This is a genomic window from Variovorax sp. SRS16 (assembly GCF_901827165.1).
GTDB lineage: Bacteria > Pseudomonadota > Gammaproteobacteria > Burkholderiales > Burkholderiaceae_C > Variovorax.
Genome location: NZ_LR594666.1, coordinates 897,179 through 915,620 on the forward strand (window position 1 = coordinate 897,179; position 18,442 = coordinate 915,620).

The window sequence follows — 18,442 nt, forward strand, 5'->3', positions numbered from 1 at the left end:
CGCCTAGGCCTCTTCGCGCGTTCGAAGCAGGTAGCCGACGCCGCGCAAGGTGATGATGGTGGCCTGCGCGCCCTCGAGCTTCTTGCGCAACCGGTGCATGTAGAGATCGATCGCATCGGCGCTGGGTTCGTCGTCGAGGCCGAAGATGCTGTCGATCAGCGCCTGCTTGGAAACCGTGCTGCCGGCCTTGCGCATCAGCGTCTCCAGCAGCGTGCGCTCGCGCGGCGGCAGCGCGAGCGCCTGGCCTGCGAGCGCGAACTGCCGCGTGCGCAGGTCGTAGTGGAGGTCGCCGCAGACGATGTCGTTGGCCTTGCCCGGCACCTGGCGGCGCAGCAGCGCCTGGACGCGCGCCACCAGCTCGCGGATCTCGACCGGCTTCACGAGGTAGTCGTCGGCACCGATCTCCAGGCACAGCACCTTCTGGTCGAGCGAGGCGGCGGCGGTGAGGATGATCACCGGCACGTCGTCGCGGCGTTCCCGCAGCCGCCGCAGCACGCCCTTGCCCGAGAGGCCGGGGATGTTGAGGTCCAGCAGCACGATGTCGTAGCGCGCCTGGCGCAGCAGCGCGTCGGCAGCGTCGCCGTCCTCCACATGATCGACCACGAAGTCCTGCGCGCGCAGCAGGCTGGACAGCCAGAGGGCGAGCTGCGGGTTGTCTTCGATCAGCAGGAGCTTCATGGGGCGGCGGGACGGGTCCCGTGATTCTAGGGAACGCGTCCGGGGTGCTTGACATCGGCTTTCATCGCTATAACATATGTTTTTACATGTTTTTTTCAGCGGGAGCCCCGATGGCAGCGCAACAGCAGGTTTCGTTCGGATTCATGATCGCCGCCGTGGACAAGGCCGGCACCTCCGATGCCGATCTTTACAAGGGAATGGTCGAGGACGCGCAGTTCGGCCACGCACTCGGCTATGAAACCGTCTGGACGGTGGAGCATCATTTCTCGGACTACTTCCCGACGCCGAGCCCGCTGCTTCTCTTCTCGCACATCGCGGCGCTGTGCCCGGGCCTCGGCCTCGGAACGATGGTGCTGGTGACGCCGTGGCACAACCCGGTGCGGCTCGCGGGCGAGATCGCGATGCTGAGCCTGCTGTCGAAGGGCCCGCTGCACCTGGGCCTCGGGCGCGGCGCGGCGCCGCTCGAATACGACGCCTTCGATCTGAAGCTGGAGAACGCCAAGCAATTGTTCGAGGAGGCCTGGAAGATCCTGGACCTGGCGCTGAAAGGCAAGCCCTTCAGTTTCGAAGGCAAGCATTTCAAGGTGCCGCTCGACATCCGCCTGCGTCCCGATGCGAAGCGCGACAACATCCACTTCTACGGCGCGATCGGCAGTCCGGACAGCGCCACCAAGATCGCCGAACTCGACCTGCCGCCGATCTGCAACGGCACTTTGCCGTTCGAAGTGCAATCCAAGGTGCTTGCAACCTGGGCCGAGGTCACGCGCCAGCGCGGCGGCAACACCGACGTGACCAAGCCGGTGGCGATCAGCTGCATCATCGCCGACAGCGACGACGAGGCCGAGGCGCTTGCGCGCCAGTACATGCCGCGCTGGTTCCAACTGCAGGTCGAGCACTACAAGCCCGACGCCAACGGTTTTCCCGAGATCGCCGACTACCAGTCCTTCGCCAAGGTCCACGAGCGGCGCAAGTCGATGTCGAACCCCGACAACCTCGGCCCCTTCTCCCAGGTCCAGCTCTTCGGCTCGCCGAAGACGGTGCGCGAGCGCGTGCAGAAGTACATCGACGTCGGCTTCAACAACCTGATCGTCATGACCGCGACGCCGGACATCCCGCAGGCCATGCGCAGGCGCTGGCTGAGCCGCTTCGCCACGGAAGTGGCGCCGCATTTCTCGCCGTCGTTCGGCACGGCCCGGCCATGAATGCCGGAGCTCGCGCCGGGGCGCCGCTGATCGTCGGCATCGGCGGCACGATCCGGGAGCGATCGAGCTCGGAGATGGCGCTGCGCCATGCGCTGGCCGTGGCGCGCAGGCGCGGCGCCGAGACCGTGCTCATCGCCGGCCCGTCGCTCGTGTTCCCGATGTATTCGCCGGAGTCCGCGGCACGCGGCGCCGAACTGCGCGGCTTCATCGACGCACTGCGGCGCAGCGACGGCATCGTCATCTCGTCCCCCGGCTACCACGGATCGATCTCGGGCCTGCTGAAGAACGCGATCGACTATGTCGAGGACATGCGCGGCGATGCGCGGCCGTACTTCGAGGGCCGCCCGGTCGGGTGCATCGCCTGCGCAGCCGGGCACCAGGGGGCGGGCACCACGCTGTCCGCGCTGCGCGACATCGTCCATGCGCTGCGCGGCATGCCGACGCCGATGGGGGTCACGATCAACACGGCCGCGCGCGTCTTCGACGAGGACGGCATCTGCCTGGACGCCGGCGCCGCGCGGCAACTCGAACTGATGGCCGCGCAGGTGGTCGATTTCACCGGCCTGCTCGCGTCGGCCGGGCAGCGCACGGGGGCCGCGGCCTTCGCCTGAGGATCGTGCGCGCCACGCGTGCGCAGGAGCGAATCCGTGGCCCCGTGCCTCGGGCCATCGCGCGCTCGCTCGCCACGTCGATCCATTACCATCGATGCCGGCTAACACAACGCGAAACCCGAACGATCCCATGGCCAAGACATCGGCGGCATCCGCCGGCAAGCCCGCCGCCAAGAACGGCAAGAACGCCAAGCCCGCCAAGGCCGGCAAGAACGCCAAGGCCGCGAGCAGCGACGCCACCGCCGGCGTGCCCGGGAGCCAGCCGCACGACGCGAACGACCGCTACTTCGTCGAGCAATTCATTCCCTACCTGCTGAACCAGACGGCCACGCTGTTCAACCAGAAGTTCAAGCGCGATCTCAAGGCGCGCGACATGAGCGTGCTGCAGTGGCGCGTGCTCGCGGTGCTCAAGGGCGCGCCCGAGGCCTCCCTCACCGTGATCTCGCAAGAGGCCGCGATCGACCAGCCCACGCTGAGCCGGCTGGTCGACCAGATGGTCGAGCGGCAATTGCTGAAGCGTTCCCAGAGCACGGCCGATGCGCGCTTCCTGGCCATCACGCTGACGGCCCAGGGCGAACAGCTGTTCGACGACATGTGGCCGCTCGCCTGGAAGCACTACCAGCGCGGCATGCACGAGCTCAGCGAGGACGAAGCGACGACGCTCGTCGGCCTGCTGCAGAAGGTCCTGTCGAGCCTGCGGACCTTCTGAAGCGGTCTGTGCGGCCGTTCAGCCCGCGGCGGTCGCGGGTCCGGTGGCCTGGGCCGTCGCCGGCCGCTTGATCGCCAGACAGGTGAGCGTCGTGACCGCCCCGAGGAAGATCAGGTACAGCGACACCGGCGCCGAGGAGTGATAGGCGCCGAGCAGCGCCGTGGCGATGAAAGGCGACAGCCCGCCGCTGAACACCGCCGCGATCTCGTGGCCCAGCGCGAGGCCGGAATAGCGGATGTTGGTGCCGAAGAAGCTGCTGAACAGCATCGGCTGCGTGGCGCACATGGCCGAGTAGCTGACCGTGTTCGCGAGCATGAACGCGAGGAAGATGTAGGTCGGGTCCTTGGTCCCGATCAGGGAGAAGAACGGAAACGCCATCAGCATCAGCGTGATCGAGCCGAACATGTAGATCGGCTTGGTGCCGATGCGGTCGGCCAGCGCGCCGAAGGCGATCAGCACCGGCATCTGGATCACGAAGGACACGATCATCGCCAGCAGGATCACGTCGGCCGGCGCGCCGACGAACTTGCCGAAGCCGAGCGAGAAGGCGACGAAGATGTAGGAACTGCCGTTCTCCGCGACGCGCAGGCCCATGGCGATCAGGACTTCGCGCGGATGGCGCTTCAGGACTTCGAGCGCCGGCACCTTCGCTACCGTTTGGCCGGTGGCCTGCGCCTCGACGAAGGCCCGGGTCTCGGGCACCCTGGAGCGGATGTAGACGCCGACCGCGAAGACCACGATGCTCACGAGGAAGGGCAGCCGCCATCCCCAGCCCATGAAGTCCTCGGCCGGCAGTCGCTGCGCCAGGTAGAAGGCCAGCGCCGAAAGCAGGAAGCCGAGGCTCAGGCCGGCCTGGCCGAAGGAGGAGTAGAAGCCGATCTTGCCCTTGGGCGCGCTCTCGGTGAGCATGAGGACGGCGCCGCCCCATTCGCCGCCGGCGGCCAGACCCTGCAGGATGCGCAGCAGCACCAGCAGCACCGGCGCCCAGATGCCGATCTGTGCATAGGTCGGCATCAGGCCCATCAGGAAGGTCGCGGCGCCCATCAGGACCAGCGTGGAGACCAGCGCGCGCTTGCGGCCGTAGCGGTCGCCGATGTGGGAGAACAGCAGGCCGCCGAAGGGGCGCGCCAGGAAGCCGATCGCGAAGCCGGCGAAGGCGCCGAGCGTGCCGACCAGCGGGTCGGTGCCGGCCGGGAAGAAGAGCTTGCCGAACACCAGCGCCGCCGCGGTGCCGTAAAGGAAGAAGTCGTACCACTCGAGCGCGTTGCCGATCACGGACGACAGCAGCACACGGCGTGTCGCGGCGGCGCTGAGGGTACGCGCCGATGCGCCGTCGTCATGGGTTGCGGTCATTCGGTCCTCCGATGGAGTTGGGGAAGCAGGAACTCGGCCAGGCAGGCGTTGAATGCCTCTGGTTGTTCGATGTTCGTCAGGTGGCCTGCATCGGCAATCACCTGCAGGCGGGCGCCCGGAATGAGTCCGACCAGTTCCTGCGAATGGCGCAGCGGCGTGGTCGTGTCGTGCTCGCCGACGAGCACCAGCGTGGGCGCGCGGATCTTGCCGAGATCGCCGGCGAAGTCGTCGCAGACGTTGGCCTCGATCGTCTTCAGGTAGCTGTCGGTTCGAAGGCTGGCGATGCTTTGCGTCAGCTCCGCGACCACGGCCGGCGAGGCGTTGGGCCCGACCAGGCTCTTCACCACCGCCGGGGCGATGTCAGAGGGGGTCTTGCCGCTTTGCAGCGGCTTCGAGCGCGCGCCGAGGAAGGCTTCGCGTTCCGCCGGCGTGCGCGTGTCGCGCGCGTCCGAACGCGCGTCGACCAGGGCGAGGGAGGCGATCAGGTCCGGATGCAGCAGCGCCAGCCGCTGCGCGACGCGTCCGCCGAGCGAGAGTCCGACCACATGCGCGCGTGCGGCGCCGAAATGGCGGATCACCCGTGCGACGTCGTCCGCGAATTGCGAGATGCCTGCGGCCCCTTCGTAGTCGTCGCTCTCGCCGTAGCCGCGGAAATCCACGGCCACCGCCTGCGCGTGCGCGCCGAAGCGGGCAAGCTGGCGATCCCAGTTCGACTTGTTGCCGCCGATGCCGTGCAGGAACACGAGCAATTCGCCGCTTCCGCGCCAGCGGACCGCGATCGCGGGATGGGATCCGATCCGTTCCGTCTTCACGACGGATGCTCCTGCCTCATTCATCGTCACGTCCCAGGGGTGAGGGCCGGTTCAGCCCGCCGATCGATTTCCATCGATATGCAATTGTATTTACATATGCCTATGAAATGAATGTAGCAGTCGACCCCGGGGGTGTCAACGGCATCGTGACAGGGCCGCGAAGGCCCGCGCGGCGCCGCTCAGCGGACGGTGAAGGGCACGTCCGCCAGCTCGGTCGGCAGCGCCGGCAGGTCGCCGCCGACCCACTTGCGGTTGATCGCGTTCAGCTTGCCGTTGGCCATGTTGCGGTCGACGAAGGCATTGAGCCAGGCATTGAATTCTTTCTCGCCGAGTCGCGTCGCCAGGCCGTTGTACTGCCGCGCGAACTGGAACTTCTGCTCGAACTGCGCGCCGGCCGGCGATCTGGCGAGCACGACGGCGATCAGGTTGGTGCTGCCGATGGCATCCACCTGTCCCGACAGCAGCGCCTGGATCGGCACCGCGTCGTCGTCGAAGCGTCGCACGTCCGTGCCTGGTGGCATGCCTTTGGTCAGCGCCACATCGGCAGCGCTGCCGCGCGCGGTGCCGACGCGCAGTTGCGCGAGGTCGTTCCAGTCGCGCACGGTGTCGGTCTTCTTGCCGTAGATCACCCCATCGAGCGTGGCGTAGGGCTTGGAGAATTGCACGGCCTTGGCGCGGTCCGGGTACATGCCGATCGCGGCGGCCAGCACGTCGACCTTGCCGGTGGTGAGGTAGCCCACGCGATTGCCCGCGGTGACGGGCACCAGCGCCAGCTTCACGCCCAGGTCGTCGGCCATCAGCTTGGCGACATCGATGTCGTAGCCGACATTCGCGCCGCTGGCATCGATGGAGCCCCATGGCGGAAATTCGGCCTGCACGCCGACCGTCAGCGTGCCCTTGCGCTTGATGCTGTCGATCGATTGCGCGCCGGCGTTCGCGCAGAAACAGAACGCCGCCGCCGCGCACAGCCAGAGGCCGATGGCAGCCGATCTGGAACGTCCGCCGATCGTGGATGCGAATCTCATGTCGAGCCTTTGGGTCTTTAACGAAATGGACGAGCCGATGCGAAGGGCGGCACGGCGACGCGAGTGTAGGTGGATGGCGGCAGGGAAGCTTAGGGATAACCACGAGCGATCCGGACCGGTACCGAAAGCTGGCCGAAAGACCGCGCTGCCTAGACTGGCTGCGCCCCGCGGCTGGCCTCGTCCCGCCCGCGGTCTTCCCACACTGCATCCAGGAGACCTCTCACCATGCCTGCCTTCCACCGCACCCTGCTCGCCGCCGCCCTGTGCACCACCTTCGCCGCCGCCGCGCCGCTGGCCCAGGCCGCCGAGCCGATCACCATCATGGTGGGCGGCATCAACAAGATCATCTACCTGCCGGCCAAGCTGACCGAGGCACTGGGCTACTTCAAGGACGAAGGCCTGACGGTGGAGCTGCAATCGCAGCCGGCCGGCGTCGATGCCGAGAACCAGCTGATCGCCGGTGCGGTGCAGGGCGTGGTGGGCTTCTACGACCACACCATCGACCTGCAGAGCAAGGGCAAGGAGATCGAGGCGATCGCAGTGTTCTGCAAGGTGCCGGGCGAGGTCGAGATGGTCTCCAGCAAGGCGGCGCCGACTTTCAAGACCATGGCCGATGCCAAGGGCAAGACGCTGGGCGTGACCGGCCTCGGCTCGTCGACCGACTTCCTCACGCGCTACCTGGCAGACCGCCAGGGCGTGGCCTCCAAGGACTACTCGTTGCTGCCCGTCGGCGCCGGCAACACCTTCATTGCGGCGATGAAGCAGGACCGCATCCAGGCCGGCATGACCACCGAGCCCACGATCTCGGAAATGCTCAAGACCGGCGATGCCAAGGTGCTGGTGGACCTGCGCACCGAGAAGGATACGAGCGCTGCACTGGGCGGTCTCTATCCCGCCGCGAGCTTCTACGTGCAGAACAGCTGGGCCGAGTCGCACAAGGAGCAGGCCACCAAGCTGGCCCACGCCTTTGCCCGCACGATGGAATACATCCACACCCATTCGGCGGCCGAGATCGCCGACAAGGTGCCGCGCGACTACTACGGCAATGACAAGGAACTGTACGTGAAGGCACTCGAATCGTCGTTGCCGATGTTCACCACCGACGCGAAGATGCCGGCCGGCGGCCCGGAGACCGTGCTCAAGGTGCTGGCCACCTACAAGCCGCTCGTCAAGAGCAAGAACATCGACCTGTCCAAGACGTACAGCAACGCGTACCTGGCGGCGGGGGCCAAGTGAGCGACAGCACGCCGGCCATCGATTTCCGCGGCGTCTCGCTGCGCTTCATCTCCGCCGACGGCAATGCCACGGTGGCGCTGCGCAACTTCAACATGGCGGTGGCGCGCGGCGAGTTCGTCGCCATCGTCGGCCCGACGGGCTGCGGCAAGTCGACCACGCTCAACATGATCACGGGCCTCTTGAAGCCCACGGTCGGGGAGGTGCACGTGATGGGCAAGCCCGTCCAGGGCATCGATCCGCGCATCGGCTTCGTGTTCCAGGCCGACGCGGTGTTCCCATGGCGCAGCGTGATCGACAACGTCGCGGCCGGCCCGATGTTCCGCGGCAAGCCGAAGCAGGAGGCCTACGCCATGGCCGAGGACTGGATCCAGCGCGTGGGCCTCGGCAAGTTCGGCCAGCACTACCCGCACCAGCTCTCGGGCGGCATGCGCAAGCGGGTGGCGCTGGCGCAGACCTTCATCAACAACCCCGAGATCCTGCTGATGGACGAGCCCTTCTCGGCGCTCGACATGCAGACCCGCACGCTGATGCAGGACGAGCTGCTCAAGATCTGGTCGGGCACCGGCGGCTCGGTGGTGTTCGTCACGCACGACCTCGAGGAAGCGATCGCGCTGGCCGACCGCGTGTTCGTGCTGTCGGCGCGGCCCGGCACGCTCAAGCGCGTCTACGAGATCGATCTGCCGCGTCCGCGCGTGACCTCGACGGTGCGCTACGAGCCGAAGTTCATCGAGCTCTCCAAGCACATCTGGGATGACCTTCGCGAAGAAGTCACGCTCGCATGAACCCCACCGAATCCCGACCTTCCGGAGCCTCTTCATGACCGACCTTGCCTTGCCCGCCGTCCTGAGCGACGAAGCGCTGGCCCGCGAGTCCGAAATCGCCCAGGCGCGCATCCGCCGACGCCGCCAGATGATCATCACGCTGCGCGTGCTGGTGCTGGTGGTGGTGCTCGGCGGCTGGGAGCTGGCTGCGCGCCGCAAGTGGATCGACCCCTTCTTCTATTCGATGCCCTCGCTGATCTACGACCAGATCGTCGAGTGGATCCGCGACGGCACCTCGCAGGGTTCGCTGTGGATGCAGGTCGCGGTGACGCTGGAGGAAACCGTGATCGGCTTCCTGATCGGCGCCATCGCGGGCGTCATCTGCGGCATCCTGCTCGGGCGCAACAAGCTGCTGTCGGACGTCTTCAGCCTCTACATCCAGATCGCCAACTCGATCCCGCGCGTGGTGCTGGGCTCGATCTTCGTGATCGCGCTCGGGCTGGGGATGGCGTCCAAGGTCGCGCTCGCAGTCGTCATGGTCTTCTTCGTCGTCTTCGGCAATGCCTTCCAGGGCGTGCGCGAGGCCGACAAGTACATGATCGCCAATGCGCAGATCCTCGGCGCCTCGCCGCGCCAGGTGACGATGTCGGTCGTGATCCCGTCGGCCATGTCGTGGATCCTGGCCAGCCTGCACGTGAGCTTCGGCTTCGCGCTGGTCGGTGCCGTGGTCGGCGAATTCCTCGGCGCGAAAGAAGGCATCGGCCTGCTGATCTCGACCGCGCAGGGTGCGTTCAATGCCAGCGGCGTGTTCGCCGCGATGATCGTGCTGGCGGTGGTGGCGCTGCTCGCCGACTTCCTGTTGACCTCGCTGGAGAAGCGGCTGCTCAAGTGGAGGCCGGCCGCGTTCTGAGAACGGTCATGGCGGGCTGAAGATAATCCCGCCATGATCGCCCTCGACTGCTATTACAGCCTGTCCTCGCCCTGGGCCTACTTCGGCGGCCCGCAGCTGCAGGACATCGTGCGCCGCCACCATTTGCAGCTCACGCTCAAGCCCTACGACTTCCAGGCGGTGGTGCCGCAGACCGGCGGCATTCCGCTGAAGACGCGGCCCGAGCCGCGCCGCAGCTACCACGCGCTCGAGCTCGCGCGCTGGCGCGCGCATCTGGGCATGCCGCTGCATCTCGAGCCCGCGCACTATCCCAAGGGCGCGCCGGCCGATCCGGACTGGAACAAGTACCCGGGCTGGATGGTGATCGCCGCGCAGCTGCAGGGGCTGGATGCGCAGCCGCTCTCGCATGCACTCCTGCGCGCGCTGTGGGCCGAGCAGCGCGACACCTCGCAGGCCGAGGTGCGCATCACGGTGGCGGAGGAAAACGGCTACGACGGCGCGGCGCTGCAGGCGCTGGAGCAGACACCGGAGACGCAGGCGATCTACCGCGCCAACAGCGCCGAGGCGGTAGAGATCGGCGTGTTCGGCGCACCCACCTACGTGCTCGCCGGCGAGCGCTTCTGGGGCCAGGACCGGCTGCCCTTTCTCGATCGCGCGCTGGACCGGCTGCGGGCCGGACGCCCGGATTGATCCGGCGCGCTTCAACGGGCGCGACGGGGTGCCGGTGGGCGCGGTGCCTGGTGCATGCGCCGCCCGGCCGTTCCGAAGGCGAATACCGAAGCGCTGATGCGCGAAGGTATTCCAGTGCGCGGGGCAGCAGATAATCCGCGGATGCGAATCCGCTTCACCAAGATGCAGGGCGCCGGCAACGACTTCGTCGTGCTGGACGAAACCCGCGGCACGCTCGGCCTGAGCGCGGCGCAGTACCGCTTCCTGGCCGATCGTCATTTCGGCGTCGGCGCCGACCAGGTCCTGAGCGTGCGGCCCGCGCCGTCGCCGGACATCGATTTCCAGTACGTGATCCACAACGCCGACGGCGGCGAGGTCGAGCAGTGCGGCAATGGTGCGCGCTGCTTCATGCGCTTCGTGCGCGAGCGCGGCCTGACGGCCAAGGACACGGTGCGCGTGCAGACGCTGTCGGGCGTGATCGAGCCGCGCATGGGCGCGGACGGCCGCGTCACGGTCGACATGGGCGCGCCGGTCTTCGAACCGGCGCAGGTGCCCTTCGACACCGCCGGCCTCGACCCGCAGCCCGAAGGCGGCTGGCAGCTCTGGCATCTGGCGCTCGGCACCCGGGCCGGCAGCGACCTCGTCGCGGTGGCCGTGCTGTCGATGGGCAATCCGCATGCGGTGCAGATCGTCGACGACGTCGAGACCGCGCCGGTCGCCGTGCAGGGCCCGCTGATCGAGCACCATCCGCGCTTTCCGCAGCGCGTCAACGCCGGCTTCATGCAGGTGGTCGACCGCACGCACCTGCGGCTGCGCGTGTTCGAGCGCGGTGCCGGCGAAACGCTGGCCTGCGGCACCGGCGCCTGCGCCGCGGTGGTCGCGGGCATCCGGCTCGGCCTGCTCGATGCGCGCGTCGATGTCGAGACACGCGGCGGAACGCTGACCATCGAATGGGCCGGCGATGGCGCACCGGTCCTGATGACCGGACCCGCCGTCACCGTGTTCGAAGGCGACATCGAGGTGCCGGAGCAGCCATGAATCATTTCAACCAGGACGCCATGAACCCGATCACCGAAGACGACATCGCCAACTACCTGGCGAACACGCCGGATTTCTTCGAGCGCCATGCGCAGCTGCTGGCGCAGGTGCAGCTCACCAGCCCGCACGGCAACCGCGCCGTCAGCCTGCAGGAACGCCAGGCCGAGATGCTGCGCGAGAAGATCAAGGCGCTGGAGCATCGCGTGATGGACATGGTGCGCCACGGCACCGAGAACGTGGTCACGGCCGATCGCCTGCAGCGCTGGACCAGCGGCCTGCTCGCCACCCGCGATCCGCGCGGGCTGCCGACGCAGATCGCCGGCGAGCTGCAGTCGCTCTTCATGGTGCCGCAGACCGCGATCAAGGTCTGGGACTGCGACAGCAACTATCTCAATGAACCCTATGCGCAGTGGGTCAGCGACGACGTCAAGGCGCTCGCGACCTCGCTGACGGCGCCGTATTGCGGGCTGAATGCGGGCTTCGAGGCCGCCAACTGGCTGCCCGAGGCGCATGCCGCGGTGTCGATCGCGCTGATCCCGCTGCGGCCCGAGGCCGCGATGCCGGCCTTCGGCATGCTGGTGCTGGCGTCGCCCGATGCGCAGCGCTTCAATGCCGAGATGGGCACCGATTTCCTGGAGCGCATCGCCGAGCTCGCCTCGGGCGCGCTGTCGCGGCTGCGGCCTTGAGGCCATCGCTCTGGCGCGTGGTGCTGGGCGCGCTCGGGGTTCTCGCGGCGGGCTATGCGGCGATCGCCATCATGGTCTGGCTGCATGCCCTCGATCTGCTCGGTCATCCGCCGCAGCGGCCGGCCGATGCGGCGCTGGTCCTCGGCAATCGCGCGTACTGGGAGGGCCAGCCCAATCCCTGTCTCACCGGCCGCGTCGATGCCGGCATCGCACTGGCCAGGGAAGGCCTGGTGCGCGAACTCGTCATGAGCGGCGGCGTGGACAAGGAAGACGGGCGCATCGAGGCCGAAGTGATGCAGGCCCACGCGCGGCTGTCGGGCTATGCGGGGCCGCTGCTGCTGGAGCCGGTGTCGGCGTCCACGCGCGAGAACCTGTCGATGTCGCGCAGCCTGTTGCAGGCGGCGGGCGTGAAGCGCGTGATCATCGTTTCCGAGCCGTACCATCTGTGGCGTGCCGAACGCCTTGCGCATGCGAGCGGCTTCGATCGGCTGTTCGATGTGCAGTACACCGCGGCGCCGACCTCGTGCTGGCGCCGCTGGGGCATGCTTTTCAAGGGCGCGCTGCGCGAGCCGCTGGCGATCGTGAACAATGGCATGAATGGCTACCTCCACTGACGCGCCGACCGTGGTGATTCCCGTCCTGATCGAGAAATATCTCGAGCATGTGCGGGTCGAGCGCCGCCTGGCGACGCGCACGGTCGAGCTCTATGCGATCCATCTGAAGTCACTGGCCGAGAAGACCGCTGCCGCGGGGATCGCGCTCGACAAGGTCCAGACCGCGCACGTGCGCCGCTGGATGGCGCAGTTGCACGGCGCAGGGCGCGAGTCGCGCGGCATCGCGCTGGTGTTGTCGTGCTGGCGCAGCTTCTACCGCTGGCTCGGCAACGAGGGGCTGGTGGGTGCGAACCCGGTCCAGGACGTTCATGCGCCCAAGGCCGCCCGGCCGCTGCCGAAGGCGCTCGCGGTTGACGAGGCGGTGCAGCTCGCGGATCTGCACGATGCCGAGGCCGATCCCTGGGCCGAGGCGCGTGACCACGCGATCGTCGAACTGCTCTATGGCTGCGGGCTGCGCGTCGGTGAACTGACCGGGCTCGATGCGCGGCCGAGCAACACGGCCCGCGGCTGGATCGATCTCGAGGCGACCGAAGCCAACGTGCTCGGCAAGGGCAGCAAGCGCCGCCTCGTGCCGGTGGGCGCCAAGGCGGCCGAAGCCTTGCGCGCGTGGCTCGCGGTGCGCGAGGACTGCGCGGCGCTGCCGGCGGCGCTCCTGCGCGATCCGGCGAGCGCTGCGGCGCTTTTCATCGGCCGCAATGGACTGCGCTTCTCGGCCCATTCCGTGTGGAAGCAATTGCGCCAGCGAAGCCTCAAGGCCGGGCTGTCGGCGCCGGTACATCCGCACATGCTGCGCCATTCGTTCGCGAGCCATCTGCTGCAGTCCAGCAGCGATCTGCGCGCGGTGCAGGAACTGCTGGGGCATGCCAACATCGCGACCACCCAGGTCTACACGCGGCTCGACTTCCAGCATCTGGCCAAGGCCTACGACGCCGCGCACCCGCGGGCGCAGGCGCGGGACGAGGGTCGCCAGAAGACGCCCAGCGCAAAGGCACGGAAATGAAGCTGCTTCGCCTGCGACCCGGCAAGGAGCGCTCGCTGCTGCGGCGCCATCCCTGGGTGTTCGAATCGGCGATCGCCAAGGGCGGCGGCGATGCCGGCGAGACGGTGCGCATCGAGTCGGACGATGGCCGCTTCCTTGCCTGGGCGGCGTTCAGCCCGCATTCGAAGATACGGGCACGCGCCTGGAGCTTCGACGAGACGCAGCGCATCGATGCGGCCTTTCTCGCGGCGCGGGTCGCGGCGGCCGTCGAGGCGAGGCATCTGTTCGACCTGCGAAGCGATGGCGTGCGGCTGGTCCATGGCGAGGCCGACGGTCTGCCGGGGCTGATCGTCGACCGTTATGGCGACACGCTGGTGGCGCAATTCCTGTCGGCCGGCGTGGAGCGATGGAAAGCGCCACTGGCCGACGCACTGCTCGCGGCGACCGGACTCGCAAGGCTCTACGAGCGCTCCGATGCCAGCAGTCGCGAACGCGAGGGCCTTGCGCCCGTGACGGGCTGGCTGCGCGGCAGCGGCCCGACGGAACTCACGATCCGCGAGCACGACTGGCATCTCACGCTCGATGTGGCGAGCGGCCACAAGACCGGCTTCTACCTCGACCAGCGCGACAGCCGCCATCGCTTTGCCGAGCTGGCGGCGCATCGGCGCTTTCGGCGCGTGCTCAATTGTTTCTGTTACACCGGCGGCTTCACGGTCGCCGCGCTGGCCGGCCTGAGGAGCGCGGGCGCGCTCGAGGGCGCCGAGCTGATCTCGATCGATTCTTCGCAGCCGGCGCTGGAGTGTGCACGGGCGCACCTGGCGCTGAACGGCTTCGAGGACGCTTCGGCCGAGTTTCTCGACGCCGACGTCAACGCCACGCTGCGCCGCTTCATCGAGGAGGGCAGGGCGTTCGACGCCATCGTGCTCGATCCGCCCAAGTTCGCGCCGACGGTGGCGCATGCCGAGCGCGCCGCGCGCGCCTACAAGGACATCAACCGGCTGGCCCTCAAGTTGCTGGCGCCGGGCGGGGTGCTCATGACCTTCTCGTGCTCGGGCGGCATCGGCGCCGACCTGTTCCACAAGATCGTGGCCTCGGCCGGCATCGACGCCGGGGTCGACGGCTACATCACCGAACGCCTCGGCGCGGCACCCGACCATCCGATGACCATCGAGTTTCCCGAAGGGGAATACTTGAAAGGCCTGGTGGTGGTGCGCAAGTAGGCTTTGACCTTGCGGCCGCATGGCGCGGGCCCCGTCGCTAAACTTTCCGCCTTTCCCGATTTCCGGAGCATTCCATGGCCCTCATCCCCGCCACCATCCTGACCGGCTTTCTCGGCTCCGGCAAGACCACGCTGCTCAAGCGCATCCTGAGCGAGGCGCATGGCCAGAAGATCGCCGTGATCGAGAACGAATTCGGCGAGGAGAACATCGACACCGACATCCTCGTCACCGAGTCGAAGGAGCAGATCGTGCAGATGAGCAACGGCTGCATCTGCTGCACCATCCGCGAGGATCTGCGCGAGGCGCTGCAATTGCTGGCCGCCAAGAAGCGCAAGGGCCTGCTGGACTTCGACCGCGTGGTGATCGAGACCACCGGCCTCGCCGACCCCGGCCCGGTGGCGCAGACCTTCTTCATGGACGACGAGATCGCCGAGAGCTACCTGCTGGACTCGATCCTCACGCTGGTCGACGCCAAGCATGCGCCGCAGCAACTCAACGACCGCCAGGAAGCCCGCCGCCAGGTCGGTTTCGCCGACCAGATCTTCATCAGCAAGAGCGAGCTGGTCGCGGAGGAAGAGACCGAGGCGCTGATCCATCGCCTGAAGCACATGAATCCGCGCGCGCCGCAGCAGAAGGTGCATTTCGGCGAGGTACCGCTCGAAAGCGTGTTCGACCTGCGCGGCTTCAACCTCAATGCCAAGCTCGACATCGACCCGGACTTCCTCAAGGAAGACGAGCACGACCACCACGACCATGACCACGCGGAGGGCGAGCATTGCGACCATCCCTCGCATGCGCACGAAGGCCATGGCCACCACCATCACCACGACGACGATGTCAAGAGCTTCGTCTACCGCTCCGACCGCGCCTTCGATCCGGCGCGCCTGGAGGATTTCCTGGGCGCGATCGTCAACATCTACGGTCCGCGCATGCTGCGCTACAAGGGCGTGCTCCACATGCAGGGCACCGAACGCAAGGTGATCTTCCAGGGCGTGCACCAGCTCATGGGCAGCGACCTCGGCCCGGCCTGGGGGCCGGACGAGAAGCGCAACAGCCGGATGGTCTTCATCGGCATCGAATTGCCGCGCGAGATCCTGGAGCAGGGCCTGGACCAGTGCCTGGTCTGAGCCGGTCACGCAGAAAAGGGTAGCCGGCTGTCGTCGGGCCGCCCGATCTCTCTATACAATCGCGCGCCTGTTCCGGGGTCGCACCGAGCTTTCCTGAAGCGATGTGTGACTTTCGGCATAGGAATGCGCGCGGTTTTGGCTTACTTTCGGGGGTATAACCCCGGGGTTCGCCACTGGCGAGCACCCTGACAGACGCGGAGTCTGCGCGCCCATCCGCACGCAGCGTTCCGCGGGAGGAGACAACCGTTGAAAACGCGTTCCAGTTCGTCGAAGGAGCCAGTCACCGTGAAGAAGCCCGCTGCCAAGGCCAAGCCCGCTGCCAAGCCGGCCGTCAAGAAGACGCCGGCGGCCAAGCAGGCCGCGCCCGCCGCGAAGAAGGTTTCTGCCGCCAAGTCCGCCAAGCCCGCCGCGCCGTCCAAGGCTCCTGCCAAGAGCAAGACAGTTGGTGCGAGCGCCCCTTCATCCAAACCGGCCGACCTCCGCGCCGCGCCACCTGTACCACCGACTCCCATGAAAAAAACGGCTGCCGCCTCTGCCTCCTCTTCCGCCACGGCGACACCTTCGATATCCGCACCGACCGCCACCCCGGCCCCCGCGCGGGGCGGGCGCGTCTCGCGGCTGTCGCAGCTCACCGTGCCCTCCATGCCGCAATCGGTGGCCTCCACCGCGGCCAAGTCCAGCTTCGTGCAGATCACGTCGAACGCGCTGGTGCCGCCGCCGCCGGTCGCGGTCAAGAAAGACCCCAAGCTCGCCAACAACTGGAAGGCCAAGTCGGCCGAAGAGCTCAGCGACGCCGAAGTGATCGCGATGCCGGACTCGGAGTACATGAACGAGAAGCAGATGGCGTTCTTCCGCCTGAAGCTGCAGGAACTCAAGCGCGGCATTCTCGAGAACGCGGGCGAAACGACCGAGCATCTGCGTGAAGACACGGTGGTCGTTCCGGACCCGGCGGATCGCGCGACCATCGAGGAAGAGCACGCGCTGGAACTGCGCACGCGCGACCGGGAGCGCAAGCTGCTCAAGAAGATCGAGCAGTCGATCCAGCGCATCGATGCCGGCGACTATGGCTATTGCGACGAGACCGGCGAGCCGATCGGCGTCGGCCGCCTGCTGGCCCGTCCGACGGCCACGCTGTCGCTCGAGGCGCAGCAGCGCCGCGAGCTCAAGCAGAAGATGTTCGGCGACTAGGAACATTCAACATTCGCTGAGTCCGATATGCCCAAGGAAGAACCCAGCCGCTTGCTGTCGAAGGTGGCGAAGTTCGTCCGCAATCCTCTCAAGGACTGGTCCGAACTCGACGCCGACGAGGCGTCGTCGCTCGAAAACGGCTACAGCCGCGAAATGCTCAAGGAGATGATCGAGCGACGGCAGCGCAACGACTTCGTGCGCCGCCGCGAGTTCGACATGCTGCGCAAGCTGCGCCAGCGGGAAGCCGCAGGCGGACGGGATCCGTCCGCCACGCCGTCGTCCTTCAATGTCAGCAGCACCTCCGGCAAGACCGAGGGACGCGCGCTCACGCTCAAGAAGATCGACGAGATCGAAGAGCAGATGTCGCAGCAATGGTGGAAGAGCCGCGGCCCCCAGCAGGCGCACGCATCGGGCGGCGATGCGGCGAATGCCGAAGGCCCGCGGATGGCGGAGCAGCATGCGCGTGCCTACGCCGACACCGTGCCGGGCGTGCCGCGGGTCGGCGCCGGGAACTCTGCGTTGCCGGGTGCGGGCGACGAAGGCGGCATCGAGGAGGCGGCGATCCGCTTTGCCCATGGCGACGATGCGGGCGCCGAGGCGATCCTGCTCCAGACGCTCGCGCCGGACAGCCCGAGCGCCGATCACGATGACAGCTGGCGCGCCCTGTTCGACCTGTATCGCGCGACCGGCGACGCCGAAAAATTCGAGGCCACGGCCACGCGCTATGCGCAGCGTACGAAACGCAGCGCGCCGGAGTGGATTTCGCTGCGCGCGCTGGCTGCCAGCGTGCAGGCCTCGGCAGCCGCAAGCGGCGAATCGAGGCCTGTGCCGGGCGGTGATGCCGACTGGTCGAGCCCGCCGCGGCTGGCGCGGGAAGGCCTGATGGGCCTCACGCGCGCGCTCGGCGCGGCGGGTCCGTCCTGGAAGCTCGACTGGGGTTCGCTCGACGCCATCGAACCCGATGCCGCCGGGCCGCTGCGTGCGCTGTTCACCCATTGGGCCGATTCGGCGGTGCAACTGCGCTTTTCCGACGAGGATCGCCTGCTGAGGGTGCTCGCCGAAGCCACGCCCGCCAACGACCGGCGCATCGACGCCGTCTGGTGGCAGTTGCACATGGCGGCGCTGCGCGTGATGCATCGGCCCGACGAATTTGAGCTGCTGGCGCTCAACTACTGCATCACCTACGAGGTGTCCCCGCCGCCGTGGGAAGACCCCAAGGGCGCGTACGCCACGCTCGAGGCGGCGCCGGCGCCGGCATCGACGTCTTCCGGCTTTTCGCGCGCCTCGCACGGCGCCGAGCCGGCCCCGGCCGCAGCCGCCGTCGGTCACGCCGTGCTCGTCGGCGAATTGACCGGCGAGTCGCTGGCCACCTGGGAGCGGCTGGATGCCGAACTGGTCGATGCGCCGTCGCCGACGATTTCCTGCGCGGCCCTGGTGCGTCTCGACTTCGCGGCTGCCGGGACGCTGCTGAACTGGGTCACGGCCCACAGCGCACGCGGCCGCCCGGTGCAGTTCGTCGATGCGCACCGGCTCATCGGGGCCTTTTTCGGCGTGATCGGCATTGCAGATCACGCCGGCGTGGCGGCGCGCCAGAACTGAACCCGGGCGTATTTTTCGCCTCGCGCGTCCTGCGTCCCTGAAGCGG

General features: G+C 67.7%; 19 protein-coding genes. 15 read left to right on the top strand and 4 right to left on the bottom strand.

Translation table 11 applies throughout. The annotated features are described in order from the left end of the window. Positions 1-3: 3 nt before the first annotated feature. Positions 4-678, bottom strand: a complete 675-nt coding sequence (locus E5P2_RS04385) for a response regulator transcription factor (RefSeq protein ID WP_162565936.1) — start codon at positions 676-678, stop codon at positions 4-6. A 110-nt stretch (positions 679-788) separates the two neighbouring features. On the opposite strand from E5P2_RS04385, the gene E5P2_RS04390 reads away from it, so the two are divergent. From E5P2_RS04390 to E5P2_RS04400, 3 genes are all read left to right on the top strand, one after another. Further along, the gene (locus E5P2_RS04390; protein ID WP_162565937.1) at positions 789-1,880 is read left to right on the top strand and encodes an LLM class flavin-dependent oxidoreductase; all 1,092 of its coding nucleotides are present in this window, start codon (positions 789-791) and stop codon (positions 1,878-1,880) included. After that, positions 1,877-2,491, top strand: coding sequence for an NADPH-dependent FMN reductase (locus E5P2_RS04395; RefSeq protein WP_162565938.1), 615 nt, complete (start codon positions 1,877-1,879; stop codon positions 2,489-2,491). The genes E5P2_RS04390 and E5P2_RS04395 overlap by 4 nt, the downstream gene beginning before the upstream one ends. 130 nt (positions 2,492-2,621) lie before the next feature. Continuing rightward, the gene (locus E5P2_RS04400) at positions 2,622-3,200 is read left to right on the top strand and encodes a MarR family winged helix-turn-helix transcriptional regulator (RefSeq protein ID WP_162565939.1); all 579 of its coding nucleotides are present in this window, start codon (positions 2,622-2,624) and stop codon (positions 3,198-3,200) included. A gap of 18 nt (positions 3,201-3,218) precedes the next feature. On the opposite strand, the gene E5P2_RS04405 is transcribed toward E5P2_RS04400, so the two are convergent. The 3 genes from E5P2_RS04405 to E5P2_RS04415 form a co-directional block, all read right to left on the bottom strand. After that, positions 3,219-4,553, bottom strand: a complete 1,335-nt coding sequence (locus E5P2_RS04405) for an MFS transporter (RefSeq protein ID WP_162565940.1) — start codon at positions 4,551-4,553, stop codon at positions 3,219-3,221. Continuing rightward, entirely contained in the window at positions 4,550-5,365 is an 816-nt protein-coding gene (locus E5P2_RS04410; protein WP_162565941.1) for an alpha/beta fold hydrolase, read from the bottom strand. The genes E5P2_RS04405 and E5P2_RS04410 overlap by 4 nt, the downstream gene beginning before the upstream one ends. Positions 5,366-5,544: 179 nt before the next feature. Next, entirely contained in the window at positions 5,545-6,390 is an 846-nt protein-coding gene (locus E5P2_RS04415) for a transporter substrate-binding domain-containing protein (protein WP_162565942.1), read from the bottom strand. Positions 6,391-6,615: 225 nt separating this feature from the next. Here E5P2_RS04415 and E5P2_RS04420 point away from each other — a divergent pair, with 225 nt between their 5' ends. The 12 genes from E5P2_RS04420 to E5P2_RS04475 all read left to right on the top strand — a co-directional run bounded on the left by E5P2_RS04420 (position 6,616) and on the right by E5P2_RS04475 (position 18,396). Beyond that, a complete protein-coding gene (locus E5P2_RS04420; RefSeq protein WP_162565943.1) occupies positions 6,616-7,626 on the top strand; it encodes an ABC transporter substrate-binding protein in 1,011 nt (336 codons plus the stop codon). Further along, complete coding sequence (locus E5P2_RS04425) at positions 7,623-8,408, top strand: ABC transporter ATP-binding protein (RefSeq protein WP_162565944.1); 786 nt, start codon at positions 7,623-7,625, stop codon at positions 8,406-8,408. Before E5P2_RS04420 ends, E5P2_RS04425 begins: the two co-directional genes overlap by 4 nt. 34 nt (positions 8,409-8,442) lie before the next feature. Continuing rightward, positions 8,443-9,297, top strand: a complete 855-nt coding sequence (locus E5P2_RS04430) for an ABC transporter permease (protein WP_162565945.1) — start codon at positions 8,443-8,445, stop codon at positions 9,295-9,297. A 33-nt stretch (positions 9,298-9,330) separates the two neighbouring features. Further along, the gene (locus E5P2_RS04435) at positions 9,331-9,966 is read left to right on the top strand and encodes a 2-hydroxychromene-2-carboxylate isomerase (protein ID WP_162565946.1); all 636 of its coding nucleotides are present in this window, start codon (positions 9,331-9,333) and stop codon (positions 9,964-9,966) included. A gap of 141 nt (positions 9,967-10,107) precedes the next feature. After that, positions 10,108-10,983: a diaminopimelate epimerase gene (gene dapF, locus E5P2_RS04440; protein WP_162565947.1), complete on the top strand. Its 876-nt coding sequence runs from the start codon at positions 10,108-10,110 to the stop codon at positions 10,981-10,983. Continuing rightward, a complete protein-coding gene (locus E5P2_RS04445; RefSeq protein ID WP_162565948.1) occupies positions 10,980-11,669 on the top strand; it encodes a DUF484 family protein in 690 nt (229 codons plus the stop codon). Before dapF ends, E5P2_RS04445 begins: the two co-directional genes overlap by 4 nt. Continuing rightward, positions 11,666-12,283 carry a YdcF family protein gene (locus E5P2_RS04450; protein WP_162565949.1) on the top strand — a complete coding sequence of 206 codons (618 nt, stop codon included), beginning with the start codon at positions 11,666-11,668 and terminating at the stop codon, positions 12,281-12,283. Before E5P2_RS04445 ends, E5P2_RS04450 begins: the two co-directional genes overlap by 4 nt. Beyond that, the gene (locus tag E5P2_RS04455) at positions 12,267-13,283 is read left to right on the top strand and encodes a tyrosine recombinase XerC (protein WP_162565950.1); all 1,017 of its coding nucleotides are present in this window, start codon (positions 12,267-12,269) and stop codon (positions 13,281-13,283) included. Before E5P2_RS04450 ends, E5P2_RS04455 begins: the two co-directional genes overlap by 17 nt. After that, positions 13,280-14,482, top strand: a complete 1,203-nt coding sequence (locus E5P2_RS04460) for a class I SAM-dependent rRNA methyltransferase (protein ID WP_162565951.1) — start codon at positions 13,280-13,282, stop codon at positions 14,480-14,482. The genes E5P2_RS04455 and E5P2_RS04460 overlap by 4 nt, the downstream gene beginning before the upstream one ends. A gap of 74 nt (positions 14,483-14,556) precedes the next feature. Then, on the top strand, positions 14,557-15,609 hold the full coding sequence (locus E5P2_RS04465; protein WP_162565952.1) for a CobW family GTP-binding protein: 1,053 nt from the start codon (positions 14,557-14,559) through the stop codon (positions 15,607-15,609). A gap of 285 nt (positions 15,610-15,894) precedes the next feature. Next, complete coding sequence (gene dksA / locus E5P2_RS04470; protein WP_232080575.1) at positions 15,895-16,797, top strand: RNA polymerase-binding protein DksA; 903 nt, start codon at positions 15,895-15,897, stop codon at positions 16,795-16,797. A 27-nt stretch (positions 16,798-16,824) separates the two neighbouring features. Further along, positions 16,825-18,396, top strand: a complete 1,572-nt coding sequence (locus E5P2_RS04475) for an STAS domain-containing protein (RefSeq protein ID WP_162565953.1) — start codon at positions 16,825-16,827, stop codon at positions 18,394-18,396. The last annotated feature ends 46 nt before the right edge of the window (positions 18,397-18,442 follow it).

Coding starts and splice junctions, on each gene's coding strand:
- E5P2_RS04415 (WP_162565942.1), bottom strand. CDS start 6,390: ATGAGATTCGCATCCACGATCGGCGGACGTTCCAGATCGGCTGCCATC.
- E5P2_RS04445 (WP_162565948.1), top strand. CDS start 10,980: ATGAATCATTTCAACCAGGACGCCATGAACCCGATCACCGAAGACGAC.
- dapF (WP_162565947.1), top strand. CDS start 10,108: ATGCGAATCCGCTTCACCAAGATGCAGGGCGCCGGCAACGACTTCGTC.
- E5P2_RS04430 (WP_162565945.1), top strand. CDS start 8,443: ATGACCGACCTTGCCTTGCCCGCCGTCCTGAGCGACGAAGCGCTGGCC.
- E5P2_RS04405 (WP_162565940.1), bottom strand. CDS start 4,553: ATGACCGCAACCCATGACGACGGCGCATCGGCGCGTACCCTCAGCGCC.
- E5P2_RS04385 (WP_162565936.1), bottom strand. CDS start 678: ATGAAGCTCCTGCTGATCGAAGACAACCCGCAGCTCGCCCTCTGGCTG.
- E5P2_RS04420 (WP_162565943.1), top strand. CDS start 6,616: ATGCCTGCCTTCCACCGCACCCTGCTCGCCGCCGCCCTGTGCACCACC.
- E5P2_RS04475 (WP_162565953.1), top strand. CDS start 16,825: ATGCCCAAGGAAGAACCCAGCCGCTTGCTGTCGAAGGTGGCGAAGTTC.
- E5P2_RS04465 (WP_162565952.1), top strand. CDS start 14,557: ATGGCCCTCATCCCCGCCACCATCCTGACCGGCTTTCTCGGCTCCGGC.
- E5P2_RS04395 (WP_162565938.1), top strand. CDS start 1,877: ATGAATGCCGGAGCTCGCGCCGGGGCGCCGCTGATCGTCGGCATCGGC.
- E5P2_RS04460 (WP_162565951.1), top strand. CDS start 13,280: ATGAAGCTGCTTCGCCTGCGACCCGGCAAGGAGCGCTCGCTGCTGCGG.
- E5P2_RS04400 (WP_162565939.1), top strand. CDS start 2,622: ATGGCCAAGACATCGGCGGCATCCGCCGGCAAGCCCGCCGCCAAGAAC.
- E5P2_RS04455 (WP_162565950.1), top strand. CDS start 12,267: ATGGCTACCTCCACTGACGCGCCGACCGTGGTGATTCCCGTCCTGATC.
- E5P2_RS04390 (WP_162565937.1), top strand. CDS start 789: ATGGCAGCGCAACAGCAGGTTTCGTTCGGATTCATGATCGCCGCCGTG.
- E5P2_RS04435 (WP_162565946.1), top strand. CDS start 9,331: ATGATCGCCCTCGACTGCTATTACAGCCTGTCCTCGCCCTGGGCCTAC.